Raw genomic sequence first — 20,194 nt, forward strand, 5'->3', positions numbered from 1 at the left:
CGTGCCCAGGCGCACCGACATCCAGCACGTGATGGTGATCGGCTCGGGCCCGATCCTCATCGGGCAGGCCGCCGAGTTCGACTACTCCGGCACCCAGGCCTGCCGCGTGCTCAAGGCCGAGGGGCTGCGGGTCAGCCTGGTCAACAGCAACCCGGCGACGATCATGACCGACCCCGAGGTCGCCGACGCCACCTACGTGGAGCCGCTGACGCCGGAGTTCGTCGAGAAGGTCATCGCCAAGGAGCGCCCCGACGCCCTGCTGGCCACCCTCGGTGGCCAGACCGCGCTCAACATCGCGATCGGCCTCTACGAGAACGGCGTGCTGGAGAAGTACGGCGTCCAGCTCATCGGTGCCGACGTCGACGCGATCAACCGCGGCGAGGACCGGCAGATGTTCAAGGACATCGTCCGGTCCATCGGCGCCGACGCCCCGCGCTCGCGGGTCTGCTCGACGGTCGAGGAGGCGATCGAGACCGCCGAGGAGGTGGGCTACCCGGTCGTCATCCGGCCCAGCTTCACCATGGGCGGCCTCGGGTCCGGCTTCGCCACCGACGAGCCGATGCTGCGCCGCATGGCCGCCCACGGGCTGGCCGACTCCCCGGTGCACACCGTCCTGATCGAGGAGTCGGTGCTGGGCTGGAAGGAGTACGAGCTGGAGCTGATGCGCGACCGCAGCGACAACGTCGTCGTCATCTGCTCGATCGAGAACATCGACGCGATGGGCGTGCACACCGGCGACTCGGTGACCGTCGCACCGGCGATGACCCTCACCGACGTCGAGTACCAGCGGATGCGCGACGTCGGCATCGCCGTGCTGCGCGAGGTCGGCGTGGACACCGGTGGCTGCAACATCCAGTTCGCGGTCAACCCCGCCGACGGCCGACTGGTCGTCATCGAGATGAACCCGCGGGTGTCGCGGAGCTCGGCGCTGGCGTCCAAGGCGACCGGCTTCCCGATCGCGAAGATCGCCGCGAAGCTGGCCATCGGCTACACGCTCGACGAGATCACCAACGACATCACCGGCGTCACCCCGGCGGCGTTCGAGCCGACGCTGGACTACGTCGTGGTGAAGATCCCGCGGTTCGCCTTCGAGAAGTTCCCGGGCGCCGACCCGCGGCTGACCACGACGATGAAGAGCGTCGGCGAGGTCATGGCGATGGGCCGCAACTTCCCCGAGGCGCTGGGCAAGGCGATGCGGTCCACCGAGACCAAGGTCGCCGGGTTCTGGACCGGGCAACCCGACCCGAGGCCGGCCGACGAGCTGCTGGAGGCGCTGCGCACGCCGGTCGACGGGCGGCTCTACACCGCCGAGGCGGCGCTGGCGGCGGGCGCGACGGTCGAAGACGTCGCGGCTGCCAGTGGTTTCGATCCATGGTTCGTCGACCAGATCGCCCTGGTCCGCGAGGTCGCCGGGGAGGTCCGCGAGACGCCGTCCCTGACCGCGGGTCTGCTCCGGCGGGCCAAGCGGCACGGGCTGTCCGACCGGCAGATCGCGGCGCTGCGCCCCGAGCTGGCCGGCGAGGACGGCGTGCGGTCGCTGCGCTGGCGTCTCGGCGTCCGGCCGGTCTACAAGACCGTCGACACCTGCGCCGCCGAGTTCGCCGCCCGCACCCCCTACCACTACTCGTCCTACGACGAGGAGACCGAGGTCCAGCCACGCGAGAAGCCCGCGGTGCTGATCCTGGGCTCCGGCCCGAACCGGATCGGCCAGGGCATCGAGTTCGACTACTCCTGCGTGCACGCCGTCATGGCGCTGCAGGACGCCGGCTACGAGGCGGTGATGGTCAACTGCAACCCCGAGACCGTCTCCACCGACTACGACACCGCCGACCGCCTGTACTTCGAGCCGCTGACGTTCGAAGACGTGCTCGAGGTGGTCGAGGCCGAGCGCGCGGCCGGGCCGGTGGCCGGGGTCATCTGCACCCTCGGCGGGCAGACGCCGCTGGGCCTGGCGCAGCGGCTCAAGGACGCCGGCGTGCCGGTGCTGGGCACCTCCCCGGAGGCGATCGACGCCGCCGAGCACCGCGGGGCGTTCTCCCGCGTGCTGGCCGACACCGGCCTGCTGGCGCCCAAGCACGGCACCGCGACGACGTTCGCCGAGGCGCACGCGATCGCCACGGGCATCGGCTACCCGGTGCTGGTCCGCCCCTCCTACGTGCTCGGCGGTCGCGGCATGGAGATCGTCTACGACGACGCCACGCTCGAGGCCTACATCGCCAACGCGACCGAGGTCAGCGCCGACCACCCCGTGCTGGTCGACCGCTTCCTGGAGGACGCGGTCGAGATCGACGTCGACGCGCTCTACGACGGCACCGACCTCTACCTGGGCGGCGTCATGGAGCACATCGAGGAGGCCGGCATCCACTCCGGCGACTCGGCGTGCGCGCTGCCCCCGATCACGCTCGGCTCGGCGGACCTGCTGAAGATCCGCGCGGCGACGCGGAAGCTGGCCGAGCGGATCGGCGTCCGCGGGCTGATGAACGTCCAGTACGCGATCAAGGACGACATCCTCTACGTCATCGAGGCCAACCCGCGGGCCAGCCGCACGGTGCCGTTCGTGTCCAAGGCCACGGCGGTGCAGCTGGCCAAGGCGGCGGCGCGGATCGCCGTGGGCGAGTCGATCGCCTCCCTGCGGGCCGTGGGGGTCCTCCCGCCCACCGGCGACGGCACCGACCTGCCCGATCACGCGCCGATCGCGGTCAAGGAGGCGGTGCTGCCCTTCCACCGCTTCCGCACCGTCGAGGGGTTCGGGGTGGACACCGTGCTCTCCCCGGAGATGAAATCCACCGGCGAGGTCATGGGCCTGGACGCGCAGTTCGGCACGGCGTTCGCCAAGTCGCAGGCCGCCGCGTACGGCTCGCTGCCGACCGGGGGCACGGTGTTCGTGTCGCTGGCCAACCGGGACAAGCGCTCCGCGGTCTTCCCGATCAAGCGGCTGGCCGACCTGGGCTTCCGCCTGCTGGCCACCGCCGGCACCGCGCAGGTCCTGCGGCGGCACGGGGTCGCCGCCGAGGTGGTGGGGAAGTTCAGCGACGGCCCGGGCAACGTCGTCGAGCGGATCCAGGCCGGCGAGGTCGACCTGGTGTTCAACACACCGTTCGGGGCGCCCGGCAACAGCGGCCCGCGGCTGGACGGCTACGAGATCCGCACGGCCGCCGTGAGCGCCGGCATCCCGTGCATCACGACGGTGCAGGGCATGGCCGCCGCGGTGCAGGGCATCGAGGCGCTCCGGCACGGCGGGATCGGCGTGCGCAGCCTGCAGGAGGTGCACGCGGCGCTGGCCGGCGGCACGCACGGCGGCCCGAGCGCCTTCGCGGGGGCGCAGGCGTGACGACGTCGTCGCCCGGCGCGGTCGCCCGGCTGCGCGACGACGTGGTCGCCCGCGGGCTGGTCGAGGGGCTGCCCGCGGCCTTCGCCGCCGGGCTGACCCGGTTCGGGCGGCCGCAGCGGGCCGAGCTCGACGCGCTGACCGGGGCGGCCACCGACCTGGCCGCCCGGCTCGCCACCGGCGCGGTGGGGGAGGAGGACCTGCCGCTGCTCACCCGCGTGCTCTACACCGCCCGCCAGGCCGACCTGCTCGCCCGGCACGGCGTGCCCAGCCCGGCCTACGACGTGCTGGGCTCCTTCCGGGAGAACCTCGAGCGCCCGCTGGGCCCGCGGCTGGCCGAGCGGCCGACGGCGGGCGACCGCCGCTGGCCGCTGCTCGGCCGCACGGTGGGGTTCCCCCTCGGGATCTCCTCCTGCGTGCTCAACGGCAGCGCGGCGTGGGTGCGGCACAACGTGGCCAACGGCTGGAACGTGCTCACGTACAAGACCGTCCGCGGCCGCGCGCACCCGCCGAACGAGGCCCCGAACTGGACGATCGCGCCGGGGCTCACGGCGAGCCTGCCCCCGGGGGGCGGTGCCGACGTCGTCTCCGACCCGTGGGACTGGGTGGCGCCCGGCTCGCCCGCGGTGAGCAGCGTGAACTCCTTCGGCGTGCCGTCGCCGGAGCCGGAGGAGTGGATGGCCGACCTGGAGCGAGCACTGGCCGCGGTCGGCGACGAGCAGCTCCTCCTGGTGAGCGTCATGGGGGAGGGCGACGACCTGGCGGCGGACTTCGCCCGCACCGCCCTCATGGCGCAGGAGGCGGGCGCGACCGTCGTCGAGCTGAACCTCTCCTGCCCGAACACCCTGGACCGGTCGGCGGCGGGGGTGAAGCCGCCGCTGTGCCTCGACGCCGACGCCACCGTCGCCGTCGTCGAGGCGGTGCGCCGGCAGCTCGACGACCGCACCGGGTTGGTGGCCAAGCTGTCCTGGCTGGACGCGGACCGGCTCGCCGCGCTGGTCCCGCGGCTGGCGCCGCTGGTCGACGGGATCGCCGGCATCAACACCGTGCAGAGCCGGGTGCGCCGCAGCGACGGCACCCCCACCTTCCCCGGGCGGGAGCTGGCCGGCCTGTCGGGCATCGCCGTGCGCGAGTCGGCGCTGGACTTCACCCGCCGCCTGGTGGCGCTGCGCGCGGAGGGCGGGGTGCGCTTCGACGTCCTGGCGATGGGCGGGGTGACCGACCCCGCCTCCTTCGAGGCGCTGTTCACGGCCGGGGCCGACGCGGTGCAGTCCGCCGCCGGCGCGTTCGCCGACCCGCTGCTGGCCCGGCGCTGCACCGACGCGCTGGGGGAGACCCTGCCCCGATCCGGAGAGGCCCCGTGACCGCACCGTTCGGGCCGCGGCTCGCCGACGCCGTCGCCGCCCGCGGGCCGCTGTGCGTCGGCATCGACCCGCACGCCGCCCTGCTCGACGCCTGGGGGCTGCCCGACAGCGCCGACGGGGTGGCCGCGTTCACCGATGCCGTCGTCGGCGCGCTGGCCGGATCGGTCGCCGTCCTGAAGCCGCAGGTCGCCTTCTACGAGCGGTTCGGCTCCCGCGGCCTGGCCGTACTGGAGGAGGGGGTGGCCCGGGCGCGCGCCGCCGGGGCGCTGGTGCTGCTGGACGCCAAGCGCGGCGACATCGGCTCGACCATGGCCGCCTACGCCGACCACCTGCGCGCCGACCACCCGCTGGCGGTGGACGCGATGACCGTCAACCCCTACCTGGGGCCGGGCTCGCTGCAGCCGGCGGTGGACACCGCGCGGCAGCACGGCGGGGGGCTGTTCGTGCTGGCCCGCACCTCCAACCCCGACGCCGGGACGCTGCAGCACGCGGTCACCGGCGGGCGGTCGGCCGCGCAGGTCGTCGTCGACACCGTGCGCGGGTGGAACACCCCGGGCTGGGTCGTGGGCGACCCGCTGCCCGACCCCGCTGCCGTGCCCGACCTCGCGAGCGGGTTCGGGCCCACCACCGGCTCCTTCGGGGTGGTGGTCGGGGCGACGCTGGGCGAGCTGGACGTCGACCTGGCCGGCCTGGGCGGTCCGGTCCTCGCGCCGGGGCTCGGTGCGCAGGGCGGGACGGTGAGCGACCTGCGGCGGCTGTTCGGTGACCGCGCGGCCGTGGTCCCCACGGTGTCCCGCGACGTGCTGGGCGCCGGTCCCGACGCCGCCGCGCTCCGGGCCGCCGCCGGGCGCTGGGCGGAGGCCCTGGCGGCATGAGGCGGGGTGGTGCGCTGAGAGGCGCACCGCCGCCGGGCCACCCACGCCGTGCCGCCGCCGACCTCGCCGCGCACCGCGGGGCCGGCGACCACACCGCGAGGTCGACGTCCGGCACACCGGGCTCGGGCCCTCGAGCAGCCCTGCGACAGGCCGCTGACCGGGGCGGGAACCGCCGCCGGGCGTGTCGTCTCGTCGGCGTGTCGCAGCCCCTCGGACGGCGGGCGCGGCCAGCCGACCGGGCGAAACGTGACCGTCCGGTTGGCCGCTCTGACCTGGGCTGATCACGGACGGTCACCGGTAGGGCGGCGATCGTGTGAACCACGGGTTGCCGGGAGGTGCCACGGGGCGCCGCGCCCGCGCGGACCTGCGGATTTGCCGGGGACCCGCACGACGGACAGGCTCGCAGCGGGGACGCGGTGCGTCCTCGGAAACCGAACGACCGCCGGTCGCCCATCGGCCGACGACGACACGATTGGGTTGCACGATGCCCCTGCCTGAACTGTCCCCGGAACAGCGGGCCGCCGCCCTCGAGAAGGCGGCCGCGGCCCGCAAGGCGCGCGCCGATCTGCGCGAGCGACTCAAGAGCAAGGGCACCACGGTCGGCGACGTCCTCAAGCAGGGCGAGACCGACGAGGTGATCGGCAAGATGCGGGTCTCTGCGGTCCTGGAATCCCTGCCCGGTGTGGGCAAGGCACGGGCTGCGAAGATCATGGAGCGCCTGGAGATCTCCCCCACGCGACGCGTGCGGGGGCTGGGCGCCAACCAGCGGCGGGCGCTGGAGGCCGAGTTCGGCGGCGACAAGGTCGACGCCGACCAGGTCCCCGCCGACGGCTCCGTCTGAGGAGGGTCGTCGGCAACCGCCGACGACCCCGGGCGAGGACGACGAGTGGCTGCAGTGACACAGGCACGGCTGACCGTGCTCTCAGGACCCTCCGGGGTCGGCAAGGGCACCGTGGTCGCCGAGGTCCGGCGGCGGCACCCCGAGGTGTGGGTGTCGGTGTCGGCCACCACTCGTCGTCCCCGGCCCGGCGAGGTCGACGGCGTGCACTACCACTTCGTCTCCGCCACCGAGTTCGACCGCCTGATCGCCACCGACGGGCTGCTGGAGTGGGCCGAGTACGCGGGCAACCGCTACGGCACCCCGCTGGCCCCGGTGCAGGCGCAGCTGGCCACCGGCCGCCCGGCGCTGCTGGAGATCGAGCTGCAGGGCGCCCGGCAGGTCCGGGCGCGCGCCCCCGAGGCGCAGCTGGTCTTCCTGGCCCCGCCGTCATGGGCCGAGCTGGTCAGCCGGCTGGCCGGCCGGGGCTCGGAGCCGGTCGCCGTCCAGGAGCGGCGGCTGGCGATCGCGCAGGCCGAGCTGGACTCCTCCGGTGAGTTCGACGTGGTGGTGGTCAACGACGACGTCGCCCGCGCCGCGGACGAGTTGGTAGGCTTGCTGACTGCGCCCTCACCCGGACCGGTTCCGGGCACCGGCGCCCACGAGTGAGCCCGCCGGTCCGCCGGCCCGCCCGCTCCCACGAAACGATCGAGGAGACCCGTCCGACCGTGTCCGGAGTCGCACCCGCCCCCGAGGGCATCACCAACCCGCCGATCGACGAGCTGCTCGAGCGCACCAGCAGCAAGTACGGCCTGGTGATCTTCGCCGCCAAGCGCGCGCGCCAGATCAACGCCTACTACAGCCAGCTCTCCGAGGGCCTGCTGGAGTACGTCGGCCCGCTGGTCGACACCGCGCCCCAGGAGAAGCCGCTGTCGATCGCGCTCCGCGAGATCAACGAGGGCCTCCTGGCGCACACCGCCGGCGAGAACTGAAAGGCCCCCTCGCCCCCCTCCGCTCGCGAGCTCGCGGCGGGGCCCTGCGAGGGGGCCGGTGCCGCGAGGCACCCCAAGTGGTGATGACGCCCCCGGCCCGTGCCGGGGGCGTCGTCGTCCCTGCGGCAGGATGAGCGCATGAGCCGGATCGTGCTGGGTGTCAGCGGGGGAGTGGCCGCCTACAAGGCCGCGCTGCTGCTGCGGGCGCTCACCGAGGCGGGGCACGACGTGCGCGTCGTCCCCACGCCCGGGGCGCTGCACTTCGTCGGGGCCGCCACCTTCGAGGCGCTCTCCGGCAACCCGGTCACCACCGACGTGTGGTCCGACGTCCCCGAGGTCGCCCACGTGCGCATCGGCCAGACCGCCGACCTCGTCGTCGTCGCCCCCGCCACCGCCGACCTGCTCGCGCGGGCCGCCGCGGGCCGGGCCGACGACCTGCTCACCGCCACCCTGCTCACCGCGCACTGCCCGGTCGTCTTCGTGCCGGCCATGCACACCGAGATGTGGCTGCACCCCGCGACGCAGGACAACGTCGCCACGCTGCGCCGGCGGGGCGCCATCGTCCTCCCGCCCGCCGTCGGCCGGCTCACCGGGCCCGACTCCGGCCCCGGCCGGTTGCCCGAGCCCGCCGACGTCGCCGCGCTGGCCGCGGTCGTGCTCGAGGGTGGCGCGGCCGCGCTGCCCCGCGACCTCGCCGGCCGGCGGGTGGTCGTCAGCGCCGGCGGCACCCGCGAGCCGCTGGACCCGGTGCGCTACCTGGGCAACCGCTCCTCGGGCCGGCAGGGCTGGGCGCTGGCCCGCGTCGCCGCCGCCCGCGGCGCCGAGGTGGTCCTCGTCGCGGCGAACGTGGAGGCCGCGGCTCCCTTCGGGGTGCGCGTCGTGCCCGTGGAGACGGCCGAGCAGCTGCGCACGGCGATGCTCGCCGAGGCCGCGGCGGCGGACGTGGTGGTGATGAGCGCGGCGGTGGCCGACTTCCGCCCGGCCGACGTCGCCGCGACCAAGCTGAAGAAGGGCTCGGCCGCCGAGCCCAGCGCGGTGGAGCTGGTCCGCAACCCCGACGTGCTCGCCGAGCTCGTCGCCGAGCGGTCGCCCGGCCGGCTGGTCGTCGGTTTCGCCGCCGAGACCGGCGATGCCGACGGCGACGTGCTCACCCACGCGCGGGCCAAGCTCGCCCGGAAGGGCTGCGACCTCCTCGTGGTCAACGACGTCTCCGCGGGGCAGGTGTTCGGCCGGCCGGACAACGCCGTCGTCGTGCTCGCGGCCGACGGCGCGGTCACCGAGGTGCCGCGCGGCAGCAAGGACGCCGTCGCCGCCGGGATCTGGACCGCCGTCGCCGCCCGGATGGCCCCGCCGGCGGAGGCCTGACGGAGCCGTCGTGCCCGACCCCGGTGCTCGCCGGTAACGTTCCTCCCCGGTGCTCCGCACCGAACGACCGTCGAGCCGCCGTCGCCCCGCCCCCACCCGCCCACCGTCCCAGGGAGTCACCGAGTGCCACGCCGCCTCTTCACGTCCGAGTCGGTGACCGAGGGCCACCCGGACAAGATCGCCGACCAGATCAGCGACTCCATCCTGGACGCGATGCTCGCCCAGGACCCGCGCAGCCGCGTCGCCGTCGAGACGCTGATCACCACCGGGCAGGTGCACATCGCCGGCGAGGTCACCACGGCCGGCTACGTCGACATCCCGGCGATCGTCCGCGAGACCGTCCTGCGGATCGGCTACGACTCCTCGCGCAAGGGCTTCGACGGCGCATCCTGCGGGGTCAGCGTCTCCATCGGGGCGCAGTCGCCCGACATCGCCCAGGGCGTGGACGTCGGGTACGAGTCGCGCACGCAGGCCCAGGTCCGCGACCAGGAGCAGGCCGTCGAGGACGCGATCGAGCGCCAGGGCGCCGGCGACCAGGGCCTCATGTTCGGGTACGCGACCGACGAGACCCCAGAGCTCATGCCGCTGCCGATCGCGCTGGCCCACCGCCTGTCCCGCCGGCTCTCCGCGGTGCGCAAGGACGGCTCGGTGCCCTACCTGCGCCCCGACGGCAAGACCCAGGTCACCGTCGTCTACGAGGACGACCGCCCGGTCGCCGTCGACACGGTCGTCGTCTCCTCCCAGCACGCCGAGGACATCTCCATCGAGACGCTGCTGACCCCCGACATCGAGGAGCTCGTCGTCGAGCCGGAGCTCGCCGCGCTCGGCCTGCCCACCAAGGGCCACCGGCTGCTGGTGAACCCGACCGGCAAGTTCGTCATCGGCGGCCCGATGGGCGACGCCGGGCTGACCGGCCGCAAGATCATCGTCGACACCTACGGCGGCATGGCCCGCCACGGCGGCGGCGCCTTCTCGGGCAAGGACCCGTCGAAGGTGGACCGCTCGGCGGCCTACGCGATGCGCTGGGTGGCCAAGAACGTGGTGGCCGCAGGCCTGGCCCGCCGCTGCGAGGTGCAGGTGGCCTACGCCATCGGCGCGGCGCACCCGGTCGGGCTGTTCGTCGACACCCAGGGCACCGGCACGGTGGCCGACGAGGTGCTGGAGAAGGCGATCACCTCGGTGTTCGACCTGCGGCCGGGCGCCATCGTCCGCGACCTGGACCTGCTGCGCCCGATCTACGGGCCCACCGCCGCCTACGGCCACTTCGGCCGCGCGGACCTCGACCTGCCGTGGGAGCGGCTGGACCGCGTCGAGGCGCTCAAGGCCGCGGTCGCCTGAGGAAGGACCCCGCCGCCCCCCGGACCTCGCAGGCTCGGACCGGGACCCTGCAGCGGGGCCGTTCCAGGACGTCACCGGGCGCCCGGGAGTTGTCGGTGTGAGCACGGAGACTGGTCCGGTGCAGGTCGCCCGGGTCGTCGTGGACGTGCCGCTGGCCCACCTGGACCGGCCCTTCGACTACGCCGTCCCGGAGAAGCACGCCGGCACGGTGCAGCCCGGGTGCCGGGTCCGGGTGCGGTTCCACGGCCGGCTGGTCGACGGCGTGGTGTGGGAGGTCGCGGAGAGCAGCGACTTCGCCGGGCGGCTGCAACCGCTGTCGCACGTGCCCTCCGGCGAGCCGGTGCTGACCCCGCAGGTCGCGCGGCTGGTCCGGGCGGTGGCCGACCGCTACGCGGGGACGGCGAGCGACGTGCTGCGGCTGGCGCTGCCACCGCGCCGCGGCGCCGCGGAGAAGCGGGAGTCGCCGACCCCCGAGGCGCTGCCCGAGCCGCCGGACCCGGCGGGCTTCGCCCGCTACCAGGCCGGGCCCGCGCTCCTGGCCGCTCTGGCCGAGGGGCGGCCGGCGCGCGCGGTCTGGACGGCGCTGCCGGGTGAGGACTGGCCGACCCGGCTGGCCGAGCTGTGCCGGGCGGCGCTCTCGGGGCGGCGCGGGTCGCTGGTGGTCGTCCCCGACGGGCGGGACCTCGACCGGCTGACGGCGGCGGCGCAGCGCCTGCTGCCCGAGCACTCGTTCACCGTGCTCCGTGCCGACGACTCCCCGGAGAAGCGCTACCGCCGGTTCCTCGCCGCCTCCCGCGGCGCCGCGCAGGTGGTGCTGGGCACCCGGGCGGCGATGTTCGCGCCGGTGCGGGACCTCGGCCTGGTGGTCGTCTGGGACGACGGCGACGACCTGCACTCCGACGAGCGTGCTCCCTACCCGCACGCCCGCGACGTGCTCGTCCAGCGCGCCTGGCTGGACTCGTGCGCCGCGGTCGTCGCGGGGACGTCGCGCACCGCCGAGGCCGCGCTGCTCGTGGAGTCCGGCTGGGCCAACGAGCTGGTGGCCGACCGCACCGCGCTGCGGGCCGCGGCCCCCCGGGTGCAGGCGCTGGGCGACGACTTCGAGCTGGCCCGCGACCCGGCGGCCCGCACCGCCCGGCTGCCGTCGCTGGCCTACGAGACGGCGCGCCGCGCACTGGCCGCCGGGGCGCCGGTGCTCGTGCAGGTGCCCCGGCGCGGCTACGTCCCGTCGCTGGCGTGCGCCCGCTGCCGGGCGCCCGCCCGCTGCGCGCACTGCTCGGGCCCGCTCGGCATCTCCTCGCGCCCCGGCCCCGGGGGCACGCGCATCCCCGCCTGCCGCTGGTGCGCCCGGCCGGCGGCGACCTTCGACTGCCCGCACTGCCACGCGACGAAGCTGCGGGCCGCCGTGGTGGGGGAGTCGCGCACCGCCGAGGAGCTGGCGCGCGCCTTCCCGGGTACGACCGTCCGCACCTCGGGGAGCACCTCCGGGGTGCTGGCCACCGTGCCGGCGGGGCCGGCGCTGGTCGTCTCGACGCCGGGGGCCGAGCCGGTCGCCGACGGTGGTTACGGTGCCGCGCTGCTGCTGGACTCCTGGGCGCTGCTGGGCCGGGCCGACCTGCGCGCCGGCGAGGAGACGCTGCGCCGGTGGGCCAACGCCGCCGCGCTCGTGCGCCCCGCGGCCGCCGGCGGCCAGGTGGTCGTCGCCGCGGACGCCGCCCACCCCGTGGTGCAGGCGCTGGTCCGCTGGGACCCGGCCTGGCTCGCCGAGCGGGAGCTGGCCGACCGCCGGGAGCTCGGCTTCCCGCCGGTCACCCGCATGGCGTCGCTGGTGGGGTCGCCCGCGGCGCTGGCCGAGTTCCTCGCCGCGGCGCGGCTGCCGGCCGGCGCCGACCTGCTCGGGCCGGTACCGGAGCGGCCGCGGCCCGGGCAGGAGGGGGAGCGCGAGCGGTACCTGGTGCGGGTGCCGCGCACCGAGGGCGCCGCCCTGGCGCACGCCCTCGCCGAGGTGCAGGGCGTGCGGAGCGCGAAGAAGGTGCCCGAGCACGTGCGCGTGCAACTCGACCCGCTCGACCTGGTGTAGGCGCCGCGGCGCCCCGCCGGACGGCCCGGCGACGTGCGCACCTGCCGATGGCAGCGCGTCCCGGGAGGGCCGTCCGCCGGGAGTCGCGCTCTGCCCACGCCGGCGGGGCAGAGCGCGACCGGGCACAGGGGAAGTCCGGAGGCCGGCACCCCTCCACGGGAGGTCCGTTGGCTGCGACCATGCCGCGGTGAGGACGATCGGGTTGCTGGGCGGCATGAGCTGGGAGAGCAGCGCCCTCTACGGCCCCGTCCCGAGGCTCGCCCCGAGCGTGCGAGGGGTGAGGAGGACGGGGTCCTTCTACTGCTCTCGGTGGACTTCGCCGGCATCCAGCGGCTGCAGGCGGCCGGCGAGTGGGCCGCCGCCGGGGAGCTGCTGGCCGCCGACGCCCGGGCGCTGCAGGACGCCGGCGCCGACCTCGTGCTGCTGTGCACCAACACGATGCACACCGTCGCCGATGCGGTGACCGGCGCGATCGACGTGCCCTTCCTCCACATCGCCGACACCACCGCCGAGGCGATCACCGCCGCCGGCCTCACCCGCGTCGGGCTGCTCGGCACCGGCTACACGATGGCGCAGCCCTTCCTGGTCGACCGGCTCGCGGCGGCCGGCCTGGAGGTCCTCGTCCCCGAGCAGGCCGACCGCGACCTGGTGCACCGGGTCATCTACGAGGAGCTGGTGCTCGGCGTCGTCCGCGAGGAGTCGCGGCAGGCCTACCAGGAGGTGGTCGGCCGGCTCATGGCCCGCGGGGCGCAGGGCGTCGTGCTCGGCTGCACCGAGATCGAGCTGCTGATCGGCCCGGACGACGTGCCCGTGCCCACCTTCCCGACGACGGCCCTGCACGCCGCCGCCGCCGTCCGGGCCGCGCTGGGAGAGGCCCCGACTGCCTCCCACCGCTCGCGAGCTCGCGGCGGGACCCGGCAGCGGGGCCGCTCTAGCACCTCACCAGCGCCGCATACGATCGACCGGTGAGCGTCACCCCCATCCGGCTGTTCGGCGACCCGGTGCTGCACCGGCCCGCGGCCCCGGTCGTCGACTTCGACGCCGAGCTCCGGCGGCTCGTCGACGACCTGACCGACACCATGCAGGCCGCCGGGGGCGCGGGTCTGGCGGCGCCGCAGATCGGTGTCGGCCTGCGGGTCTTCACCTGGTACGTCGACGGCGAGGTCGGCCACCTGGTCAACCCCGAGGTCGCACCGGTCGGCGAGGAGGTGCAGGACGGCCCCGAGGGCTGCCTGTCCATCCCCGCCCTGCGCTACGACTGCCGGCGCCACCTGCACGTGGTCGCCACCGGCTGGAACGTGCACGGCGACCCGGTGCGGGTCGAGGGCTCCGAGCTGCTGGCCCGCGCGATCCAGCACGAGACCGACCACCTCGACGGCGTGCTGTTCGTCGAGCGGCTCGCCGACGCCGACCGCGCCGCCGCGCTCGCCGAGATCCGGGCCGCCGAGTGGAACGGGCACGGCAGCTACCTCCCCGTCGTGAAGGTGAGCCCGCACTGAAGCTCCTGTTCGCCGGCACCCCGGCGCCCGCCGTCCCGTCCCTGGAGGCGCTGCTGGCCTCCGACCACGAGGTCGTCGCCGTCCTGACCCGGCCGGACGCCCGCTCCGGGCGCGGCCGGAAGGTCAGCAGGTCCCCGGTCGCGGAGCGGGCCGACGCGGCCGGTCTCCCGGTGCTCCAGCCGCGCTCGCCGCGGGAGCCGGAGTTCCTCGAGCAGCTCGCGGCCCTCGGCGTCGACTGCGTCCCGGTCGTCGCCTACGGCGCGCTGGTGCCGCAGGCGGCGCTGGACGTGCCGGCGCACGGCTGGGTGAACCTGCACTTCTCGCTGCTGCCCGCGTGGCGCGGGGCCGCGCCGGTGCAGCACGCGATCATGGCCGGCGACGAGGTGACCGGGGCCTCGACCTTCCTGCTCGAGGCGGGCCTGGACACCGGGCCGGTCTACGGCACCCTCACCGAGGCCGTCCGGCCGCGGGACACCGCCGGTGACCTGCTCGAGCGGCTCGCCGTCAGCGGCGCGCAGCTGCTGGTGGCCACGCTGGACGGCATCGCCGCCGGGGCGCTGGAGCCGCAGCCGCAGCCGGCCGAGGGCATCAGCCTCGCGCCGAAGGTCGAGACGGCGGACGCCCGGGTCGACTGGGCGCTGCCCGCCCACGTGGTGGACCGGCGCATCCGGGGGGTCTCCCCGGCGCCCGGTGCGTGGACGACGTGGCGCGGGGAGCGCATGCGGCTCGGCCCGGTCGTCCCCGTCACCGGGGGGCCGGCCCTGGCGCCCGGGGAGCTGCACCTCGACGGTGGTGTGCTCGTCGGCACCGGCGGCGGCGCGGTGCGGCTGGACCAGGTGCAGCCCGCGGGCAAGCGGATGCTGCCGGCGGCGGACTGGGCCCGCGGTGCCCGCCCCGCCCCGGGCGAGCGGCTGGGCGGCGAGTGACCCGCCCGCCGCAGCGCCGGCGCGGTCCCCGCGGCGGTGGCCGCCCGCGCCAGGGGGCGCGGCGCCCGCTCGACGGGGCCCGCCTGACCGCGTACGACGTCCTCGACGGCGTCTCCTCGCGCGACGCCTACGCCAACCTGCTCCTCCCGCAACTGCTGCGCGAGCGGGACCTGGAGCCCCGCGACGCCGCCTTCGCCACCCAGCTCGCGTACGGTGCGCTGCGCGCCCAGGGCACCCTCGACGCGGTCCTGACGGGGCTGGTGTCCCGCCCGCTGCCCGAGCTGGACCCCCGCGTGCTCGACCTGCTGCGGCTGGGCGCCTACCAGCTGCTCGACCTGCGGGTGCCCTCGCACGCGGCCGTGGACACCACCGTCGCCCTGACCCGGGCGATCGTCGGCACCGGCGCCTCCGGCCTGGTCAACGCCGTGCTGCGCAAGGTCGCCGCGGGCGGTGACCGGGCCGCGTGGCTGGCCGCGCTGGGGGCCGGGGGCGACGATCGGCTGGCGCTGGCCACCGACCACCCCCGCTGGGTCGTCGAGGCCTGGCGCGACGCCCTCGGTGGCGACGACGAGCTCGAGCCGGCGCTGCTCGCCGACGACGCGGCCCCCGAGGTGCACCTGGTCGCCCGGCGCATGGAGCGCGCCGCGCTCGCCGAGGAGTCCGGCGGCGCGCCCGGCCCGTGGTCGCCGTACGCGGTGCGCCTCGGCGGGGGAGACCCGGGCCGGCTGGCGGCGGTGCGCTCGGGCCGGGCCGCGGTGCAGGACGAGGGCAGCCAGCTGGCCGCGCTGCTGCTCGCGCGGGCACCGCTGGACGGGCGCGACGAGGCCTGGCTGGACGTCTGCGCCGGCCCCGGCGGCAAGGCCGGGCTGCTCGCCGCGCTGCGGCCCGCCGGCGTCCGGCTCACCGCCGCAGACCGCGCGCCGCACCGGGCCGAGCTGGTCCGCCGCGCGCTGGCCGGGGAGGCCGACGTCGAGGTGGTGGCCGCCGACGGCCGCGAGCCGCCGTGGGCGCCGGGCTCCTTCGACCGGGTGCTGCTGGACGCGCCGTGCACCGGGCTGGGGGCGCTGCGCCGCCGCCCGGAGGTGCGCTGGCGGCGGACCCCCGAGGACGTCCCAGGGCTGGTGGGGCTGCAGACCGAGCTGCTCGCCGCCGCGCTCGCCTCGGTGCGGCCGGGCGGGCTGCTGGCCTACGTCACCTGCTCCCCGCACACGGAGGAGACGGTGGGCGTCGTCGGCACCGCCGCCGCCCGGGACGACGTGGACGTGCTGCCGGTCGCGCCGCTGTTCCCGGAGGTCCCCGGCATCGCACGGGGGGACTTCGGGCAGCTGTGGCCGCACCGGCACGGCACCGACGCGATGTTCATGGCGCTGCTCCGCCGCACGCGCTGACGCCGCGCACCTGCGTCAGGGGCGGCCCGCGCCCTGCCGCTGGCGCTCGGCCCAGAGGGCGGCCTGCGTCCGGTCGGCGACCCCCAGCCGCTGGAGGATGTGGGTCACGTGCGCCTTCACGGTCCGCTCGCTGATGGCCAGCCGCCGCGCGATGGTCTTGTTCGGCTGCCCCTGCCGGATCAGCTCCAGCACCTCGCGTTCCCGCTCGGTCAGCGGGTCGGCCTGCGCCCGCCCGCGGACCTCGGACAGCAGCGACCGGGCCACCCCGGGGTCGACGGGCGCCTCGCCCCGGACCACGGCCCGCACCCCGTCGAGGACGGTCTCGGCCTCGCTCTGCTTGAGCAGGTAGCCGTCGGCGCCGGCGTGGACGGCGGCGAGGACCAGGTCGGCGTCGGCGAACGACGTCAGCACCAGGACGCGGACCGGGTTCCCGGCCGCGCGCAGGGCCCGGATGACCTCGACGCCGTCCAGCACGGGCATGGACAGGTCCAGCAGGACGACGTCCGGCCGCAGGGCCGCCACGGCCGCCAGTCCCGCCCGGCCGTCGGCCTCCGTGCCGACGCAGACGACGTCCGCGGCGGTGCCCAGCAGGTGCGCGAGCCCGGCCCGGACGATGGCGTGGTCGTCGACGACCAGGACGCGGATCACCGGACCGCCCCGGCCGTGGGGAGCGCGCCGGACGGCCGGGGCCCGGCCGGCTCGACGGGGACGGTGACCGTCAGCCGGGTGCCCCGGCCCGGGCGGCTCTCCGCGGTCAGGGAGCCACCGGACTCCCCGATGAGGTCCGCGAGCGCGCGCAGGCCCAGGTGGCCGGCGGCGCTGCGCTCGGCCAGCCGGGCGTCGTCGAAGCCGACGCCGTCGTCGTCGACGACGAGGGTGACGACGTCGCCGCGGCGGGTCAGGGTGATGCGGACGGTGCGGGCCCGGCTGTGGTGGGACACGTTGCGGACCGCCTCCAGGGCGCAGCGGTACAGCAGCGCGGCCGCGGCGCGGGGCAGGTCGTCGGCGTCGTCGGCGTCGAGCAGCACCTGGCAGCCCTGCCGCTCCAGGCCCGAGGCGAGCATCTGCAGCGCCGGGCGCAGGCCGGCAGCGGGCAGCGGTGGGGGGTTGAGGTCCACGAGGAGGCGGCGCAGCTCGGAGACGCACCGGCGCAGCCCCGACGCCGTCCCCGCCAGCAGGGCGCGGGTGCGGGGGTCCGCGGAGCCGCCCAGCCGGGCGGCGTCCAGGTCGTAGGTGAGCCCGGTGAGGTCCTGCACGACGCCGTCGTGGACGCCGTGGGCGATGCGCCGCCGCTCGGCGTGGGAGGCGTCGACCGCGGCCTGCAGCAGCACCGCCTCCCCCTCCTGGCTCCGGCGCAGCCGCCGGGCCAGGCCCCAGGCCAGCGGGACCTGCAGGAGCTCGAGCGCCAGCAGCGCGCCCAGCCCCGCCGGGGCGAAGCGGCGCCAGGCCTGCCCGGCGGCCTCGGCGACCGCGTCGTAGGACTGGTACACCTCCACGATCAGCGGCCGCCCGCTGGTGTCCCGGACGCCGACGTAGGCCTCGAGCAGCTTCCCGTGACCTCGCTCGTACCGGTTCTCCGGGGCGGACAGGTCGCTGATGTGGGAAGGGACGACATCCCCGGCCAGGACCCGGAGCTCGTCGTCGTCCAGGGGGAACGCGCGGCCGATGAGGCGCGGCTCGTCGGACCAGACCAGGCGGCCGTCGGCGGTCCAGACCTTCACCCTGACGACCGGACCTGATGCGACGACGGGCTGGACGGCACCGGCCAGCGCCGCGCGCGCACCGGCGTCCCCCGCGGCCACCCCGGGTGTCAGCAGCGGCTCCACGACGCCGTGCGCCACCACCCGGGCCAGGCGCTCGGCCGAGCGGGTCGCCTCCTGCTCGCCGGCGTGCTGGGCGAGGACCCCCGTCACCCCGATCAGCGCGGCCGTCACCAGCAGCCCGGCCAGGGTGAACCGGGCGACCGAGCCGGCGACCGAGACCCTGCGCCGGACCTCGCGGCCGCGTCTTCGCAACACGGGCGGAGCGTAGGCACGGATGTGCTGGTGGGGACGGGGTCCGGTCCCGGACCCCCAGATTCGGGTGGACCCGCGGTACTAGCCCCAACGTCCACTGGAGGATGCGACCACCGGCGGGGGAGCGTGCCGCCATGCGACGGCACGGTGCTCCGCCCGGACCCCGGGGTCTGCGGCCGGTGCTGCCGTTCGTCCGCCCCGAGCGCGGCCGGCTCGCGCTGGCCGCCGGGGCCTCCATCGGCCAGGTGGGCTGCTCGTTGCTGCGCCCCTGGCCGCTGGCGCTCGCGGTCGACTCCGCGCTCGGCGGGCTCCCGCCGCGCGGCCCGGCGGCCCCGCTCGCCGGCGTGGACCCGGTGGGCCTGCTGGTCGTCGCCGCGGTCGCCACGGTGGCGCTGGTCGTCGCCGAGGGGCTGCTGGGCGTCGCCGCGACGGCGAGCAGCGAACGGGCGGCCGAGCGCATCGGTGGCCGGTTGCGGGCCGGGGTGTTCGCCCACGTGCTGACCCTCTCGCTGCGCTGGCACGACCGGACGCGCTCGGGGGAGGTGGCCAACCGGCTCACCACCGACGTGGGGCGGGCGCTCGACGCCGTCGTCGTCACCTTCACCACGCTCGTCCCCGACCTGCTGCTGCTCACCGGCGTGCTCGTCGTGCTGCTCGCCGTCGACCCGGTGCTCGCCCTGCTCGGGACGACGGTGCTGCCGGTCCTCGCGTGGCTGACCGCCCGGCAGCGCCGGCGGGTCCGGGCGGCCGAGCAGGCCGCCCGCGCCGCCTCGGGGCGGCTGGCCGCCACGGCGGTGGAGCTGCTGCGCAACGTGCGGGCCGTGCAGGCGTTCGGCCGCCTGGACCGGGCGCAGGCGATGTTCGCCGCGCACAACGACAGCACGGTCGCCGCGGAGCAGGCCGCGGTCACCACCGAGGCCCGCTGGTCACCGGTGCCGTCGGTGGTCCTCGCCTTCGGTACCGGCGCCGTCCTGCTCGCCGGCGGTCTCCAGGTGCGCGACGGGGCGCTGACCACCGGGGAGCTGCTGGTGGTCCTGGCCTACCTGCGGGACCTGCAGTCCCCGGTCCGCGGACTGGTGCGGCTGACCGGCGTGCGGGCGAAGGCCGCGGCCAGCATCGCCCGCCTGGCCGAGGTGCTCGACTGCACCGAGGCGGTGCCCGCGCCCGCCCGCCCGCACCCGGTGCCGCCGGTGCGCGAGGGGCTGCGGCTGGAGGGCGTGCGGTTCGCCTACGCCCCGGACCGCCCGGTGCTCGACGGCTTCGACCTGACCGTCGCGGCCGGGGAGACGGTGTGCCTGTTCGGGCCGAGCGGATCGGGCAAGAGCACCGTCCTGCAGCTGGTGCTGCGGCTCTACGACGTCGACGGCGGGCGCATCCTGCTCGACGGGATCGACCTCCGCGGCTTCGACCCGGTCCAGCTGCGCCAGCAGCTGGCCTACGTGCCCCAGGACCCGTGGCTGCTCGACGGCACGCTCGCCGAGAACATCGCGTTCGGCAACCCGGCCGCGACGCGCCAGGAGCTGGTGGCGGCGGCCCGGGCGGCCCGCGTGGAGGAGTTCGCCGCCCGCCTGCCGCTGGGCTACGACACGCCGCTCGGCGAGAGCGGCGCCCAGCTGTCGGGCGGCCAGCGCCGGCGCGTGGCCCTCGCCCGGGCCGTGATCTCACCGGCGCCGGTCCTGCTGCTCGACGAGCCGACCGCCTCCCTGGACCGGGAGGCGGCCCACCAGGTGATCGCCGCGATCCGCACCGTCGGCCGCGGCCGCACCGTGCTGGTGGTCACGCACGACCCACGGCTGGCCGCGATCGCCGACCGCACCGTGGAGGTGCAGCCGACGGCCGGGCCCGCGCCCGCGTCGCCGATCGTCCCGGCCCGCCCGGTCGCCGCCCGCCCCGTCCCGGCGCACAGCGCGCGCGGGGGCGGTGCGCCGCGTCCGGCCGTCGCGCCGGCGCCCACGGCACCCACCGGGTGCACACCTGCCACCGGCCCGGGCCGCACCCCGGCCCGCGCCGGTCGTCCGTCCCAGGGGGAGAGGAGGTGACCAGCATGTCCACCACCCGCGTCCTCGGCGCCGTCGTCTCCGCGCCGAGTCACCGGAAGAAGAAGGGGCGCAGCCGCAGCAAGAGCCGCAGCTACTCCCGTTCGCGTTCGCGCTCGAAGAAGTACTGAGAGCGCCCCCCGAGCGAAGCGTCCCCCCGGCCGTCCCCCC

The 20,194-nt window shown here is 76.4% G+C and carries 17 protein-coding genes; 15 read left to right on the forward strand and 2 right to left on the reverse strand.

What is annotated here, in order from left to right:
* The first annotated feature begins 1 nt into the window (after position 1).
* The 13 genes from carB to E9529_RS13540 all read left to right on the forward strand — a co-directional run bounded on the left by carB (position 2) and on the right by E9529_RS13540 (position 15,972).
* Entirely contained in the window at positions 2–3,331 is a 3,330-nt protein-coding gene (gene carB, locus E9529_RS13480; protein WP_236831674.1) for a carbamoyl-phosphate synthase large subunit, read from the forward strand.
* Entirely contained in the window at positions 3,328–4,692 is a 1,365-nt protein-coding gene (locus tag E9529_RS13485; RefSeq protein WP_236831675.1) for a dihydroorotate oxidase, read from the forward strand. The genes carB and E9529_RS13485 overlap by 4 nt, the downstream gene beginning before the upstream one ends.
* On the forward strand, positions 4,689–5,567 hold the full coding sequence (pyrF, locus tag E9529_RS13490) for an orotidine-5'-phosphate decarboxylase (protein ID WP_236831676.1): 879 nt from the start codon (positions 4,689–4,691) through the stop codon (positions 5,565–5,567). The genes E9529_RS13485 and pyrF overlap by 4 nt, the downstream gene beginning before the upstream one ends.
* A 484-nt stretch (positions 5,568–6,051) precedes the next feature.
* Positions 6,052–6,408 (forward strand): integration host factor, actinobacterial type, encoded by a 357-nt coding sequence (gene mihF / locus E9529_RS13495; RefSeq protein WP_236831677.1) that lies wholly within the window; start codon positions 6,052–6,054, stop codon positions 6,406–6,408.
* A 54-nt stretch (positions 6,409–6,462) separates the two neighbouring features.
* On the forward strand, positions 6,463–7,053 hold the full coding sequence (gene gmk / locus E9529_RS13500) for a guanylate kinase (RefSeq protein WP_236831689.1): 591 nt from the start codon (positions 6,463–6,465) through the stop codon (positions 7,051–7,053).
* Between the two features lie 59 nt (positions 7,054–7,112).
* Positions 7,113–7,376 (forward strand): DNA-directed RNA polymerase subunit omega, encoded by a 264-nt coding sequence (gene rpoZ / locus E9529_RS13505; protein WP_014376157.1) that lies wholly within the window; start codon positions 7,113–7,115, stop codon positions 7,374–7,376.
* A 138-nt stretch (positions 7,377–7,514) separates the two neighbouring features.
* Positions 7,515–8,741, forward strand: a complete 1,227-nt coding sequence (gene coaBC / locus E9529_RS13510; protein WP_236831678.1) for a bifunctional phosphopantothenoylcysteine decarboxylase/phosphopantothenate--cysteine ligase CoaBC — start codon at positions 7,515–7,517, stop codon at positions 8,739–8,741.
* Between the two features lie 123 nt (positions 8,742–8,864).
* A complete protein-coding gene (gene metK, locus E9529_RS13515) occupies positions 8,865–10,079 on the forward strand; it encodes a methionine adenosyltransferase (protein WP_236831679.1) in 1,215 nt (404 codons plus the stop codon).
* 97 nt (positions 10,080–10,176) lie between these two features.
* Positions 10,177–12,159, forward strand: a complete 1,983-nt coding sequence (locus E9529_RS13520; RefSeq protein WP_236831680.1) for a primosomal protein N' — start codon at positions 10,177–10,179, stop codon at positions 12,157–12,159.
* A 309-nt stretch (positions 12,160–12,468) separates the two neighbouring features.
* Positions 12,469–13,128: an aspartate/glutamate racemase family protein gene (locus E9529_RS13525; RefSeq protein WP_236831681.1), complete on the forward strand. Its 660-nt coding sequence runs from the start codon at positions 12,469–12,471 to the stop codon at positions 13,126–13,128.
* A complete protein-coding gene (gene def, locus E9529_RS13530; protein WP_236831682.1) occupies positions 13,125–13,658 on the forward strand; it encodes a peptide deformylase in 534 nt (177 codons plus the stop codon). Before E9529_RS13525 ends, def begins: the two co-directional genes overlap by 4 nt.
* On the forward strand, positions 13,607–14,584 hold the full coding sequence (gene fmt / locus E9529_RS13535) for a methionyl-tRNA formyltransferase (RefSeq protein WP_236831683.1): 978 nt from the start codon (positions 13,607–13,609) through the stop codon (positions 14,582–14,584). The genes def and fmt overlap by 52 nt, the downstream gene beginning before the upstream one ends.
* Positions 14,581–15,972, forward strand: a complete 1,392-nt coding sequence (locus E9529_RS13540) for an RsmB/NOP family class I SAM-dependent RNA methyltransferase (RefSeq protein WP_236831684.1) — start codon at positions 14,581–14,583, stop codon at positions 15,970–15,972. The genes fmt and E9529_RS13540 overlap by 4 nt, the downstream gene beginning before the upstream one ends.
* A gap of 15 nt (positions 15,973–15,987) precedes the next feature.
* Here the strand turns inward: E9529_RS13540 and E9529_RS13545 are convergent, their stop codons facing one another.
* Together E9529_RS13545 and E9529_RS13550 are read right to left on the reverse strand one after the other, a co-directional pair.
* Positions 15,988–16,620 carry a response regulator transcription factor gene (locus E9529_RS13545; protein ID WP_236831685.1) on the reverse strand — a complete coding sequence of 211 codons (633 nt, stop codon included), beginning with the start codon at positions 16,618–16,620 and terminating at the stop codon, positions 15,988–15,990.
* Positions 16,617–17,990 carry a sensor histidine kinase gene (locus tag E9529_RS13550; RefSeq protein WP_236831686.1) on the reverse strand — a complete coding sequence of 458 codons (1,374 nt, stop codon included), beginning with the start codon at positions 17,988–17,990 and terminating at the stop codon, positions 16,617–16,619. Before E9529_RS13550 ends, E9529_RS13545 begins: the two co-directional genes overlap by 4 nt.
* Before the next feature lie 176 nt (positions 17,991–18,166).
* Between E9529_RS13550 and E9529_RS13555 the strand changes: the two genes are divergently transcribed.
* Both E9529_RS13555 and E9529_RS22110 read left to right on the forward strand, forming a co-directional pair.
* The gene (locus E9529_RS13555; RefSeq protein ID WP_236831687.1) at positions 18,167–20,026 is read left to right on the forward strand and encodes an ABC transporter ATP-binding protein; all 1,860 of its coding nucleotides are present in this window, start codon (positions 18,167–18,169) and stop codon (positions 20,024–20,026) included.
* Positions 20,027–20,031: 5 nt separating this feature from the next.
* Positions 20,032–20,154: a hypothetical protein gene (locus E9529_RS22110; protein WP_255709039.1), complete on the forward strand. Its 123-nt coding sequence runs from the start codon at positions 20,032–20,034 to the stop codon at positions 20,152–20,154.
* Positions 20,155–20,194: the final 40 nt, after the last annotated feature.

Source organism: Blastococcus sp. KM273128, assembly GCF_021698975.1.
In the GTDB taxonomy this organism is placed as follows: domain Bacteria; phylum Actinomycetota; class Actinomycetes; order Mycobacteriales; family Geodermatophilaceae; genus Blastococcus.

What these genes read in the sequence shown, in the direction of transcription:
- E9529_RS22110 (WP_255709039.1), top strand. Translation starts at nt 20,032, where the DNA reads ATGTCCACCACCCGCGTCCTCGGCGCCGTCGTCTCCGCGCCGAGTCAC.
- mihF (WP_236831677.1), top strand. Translation starts at nt 6,052, where the DNA reads ATGCCCCTGCCTGAACTGTCCCCGGAACAGCGGGCCGCCGCCCTCGAG.
- coaBC (WP_236831678.1), top strand. Translation starts at nt 7,515, where the DNA reads ATGAGCCGGATCGTGCTGGGTGTCAGCGGGGGAGTGGCCGCCTACAAG.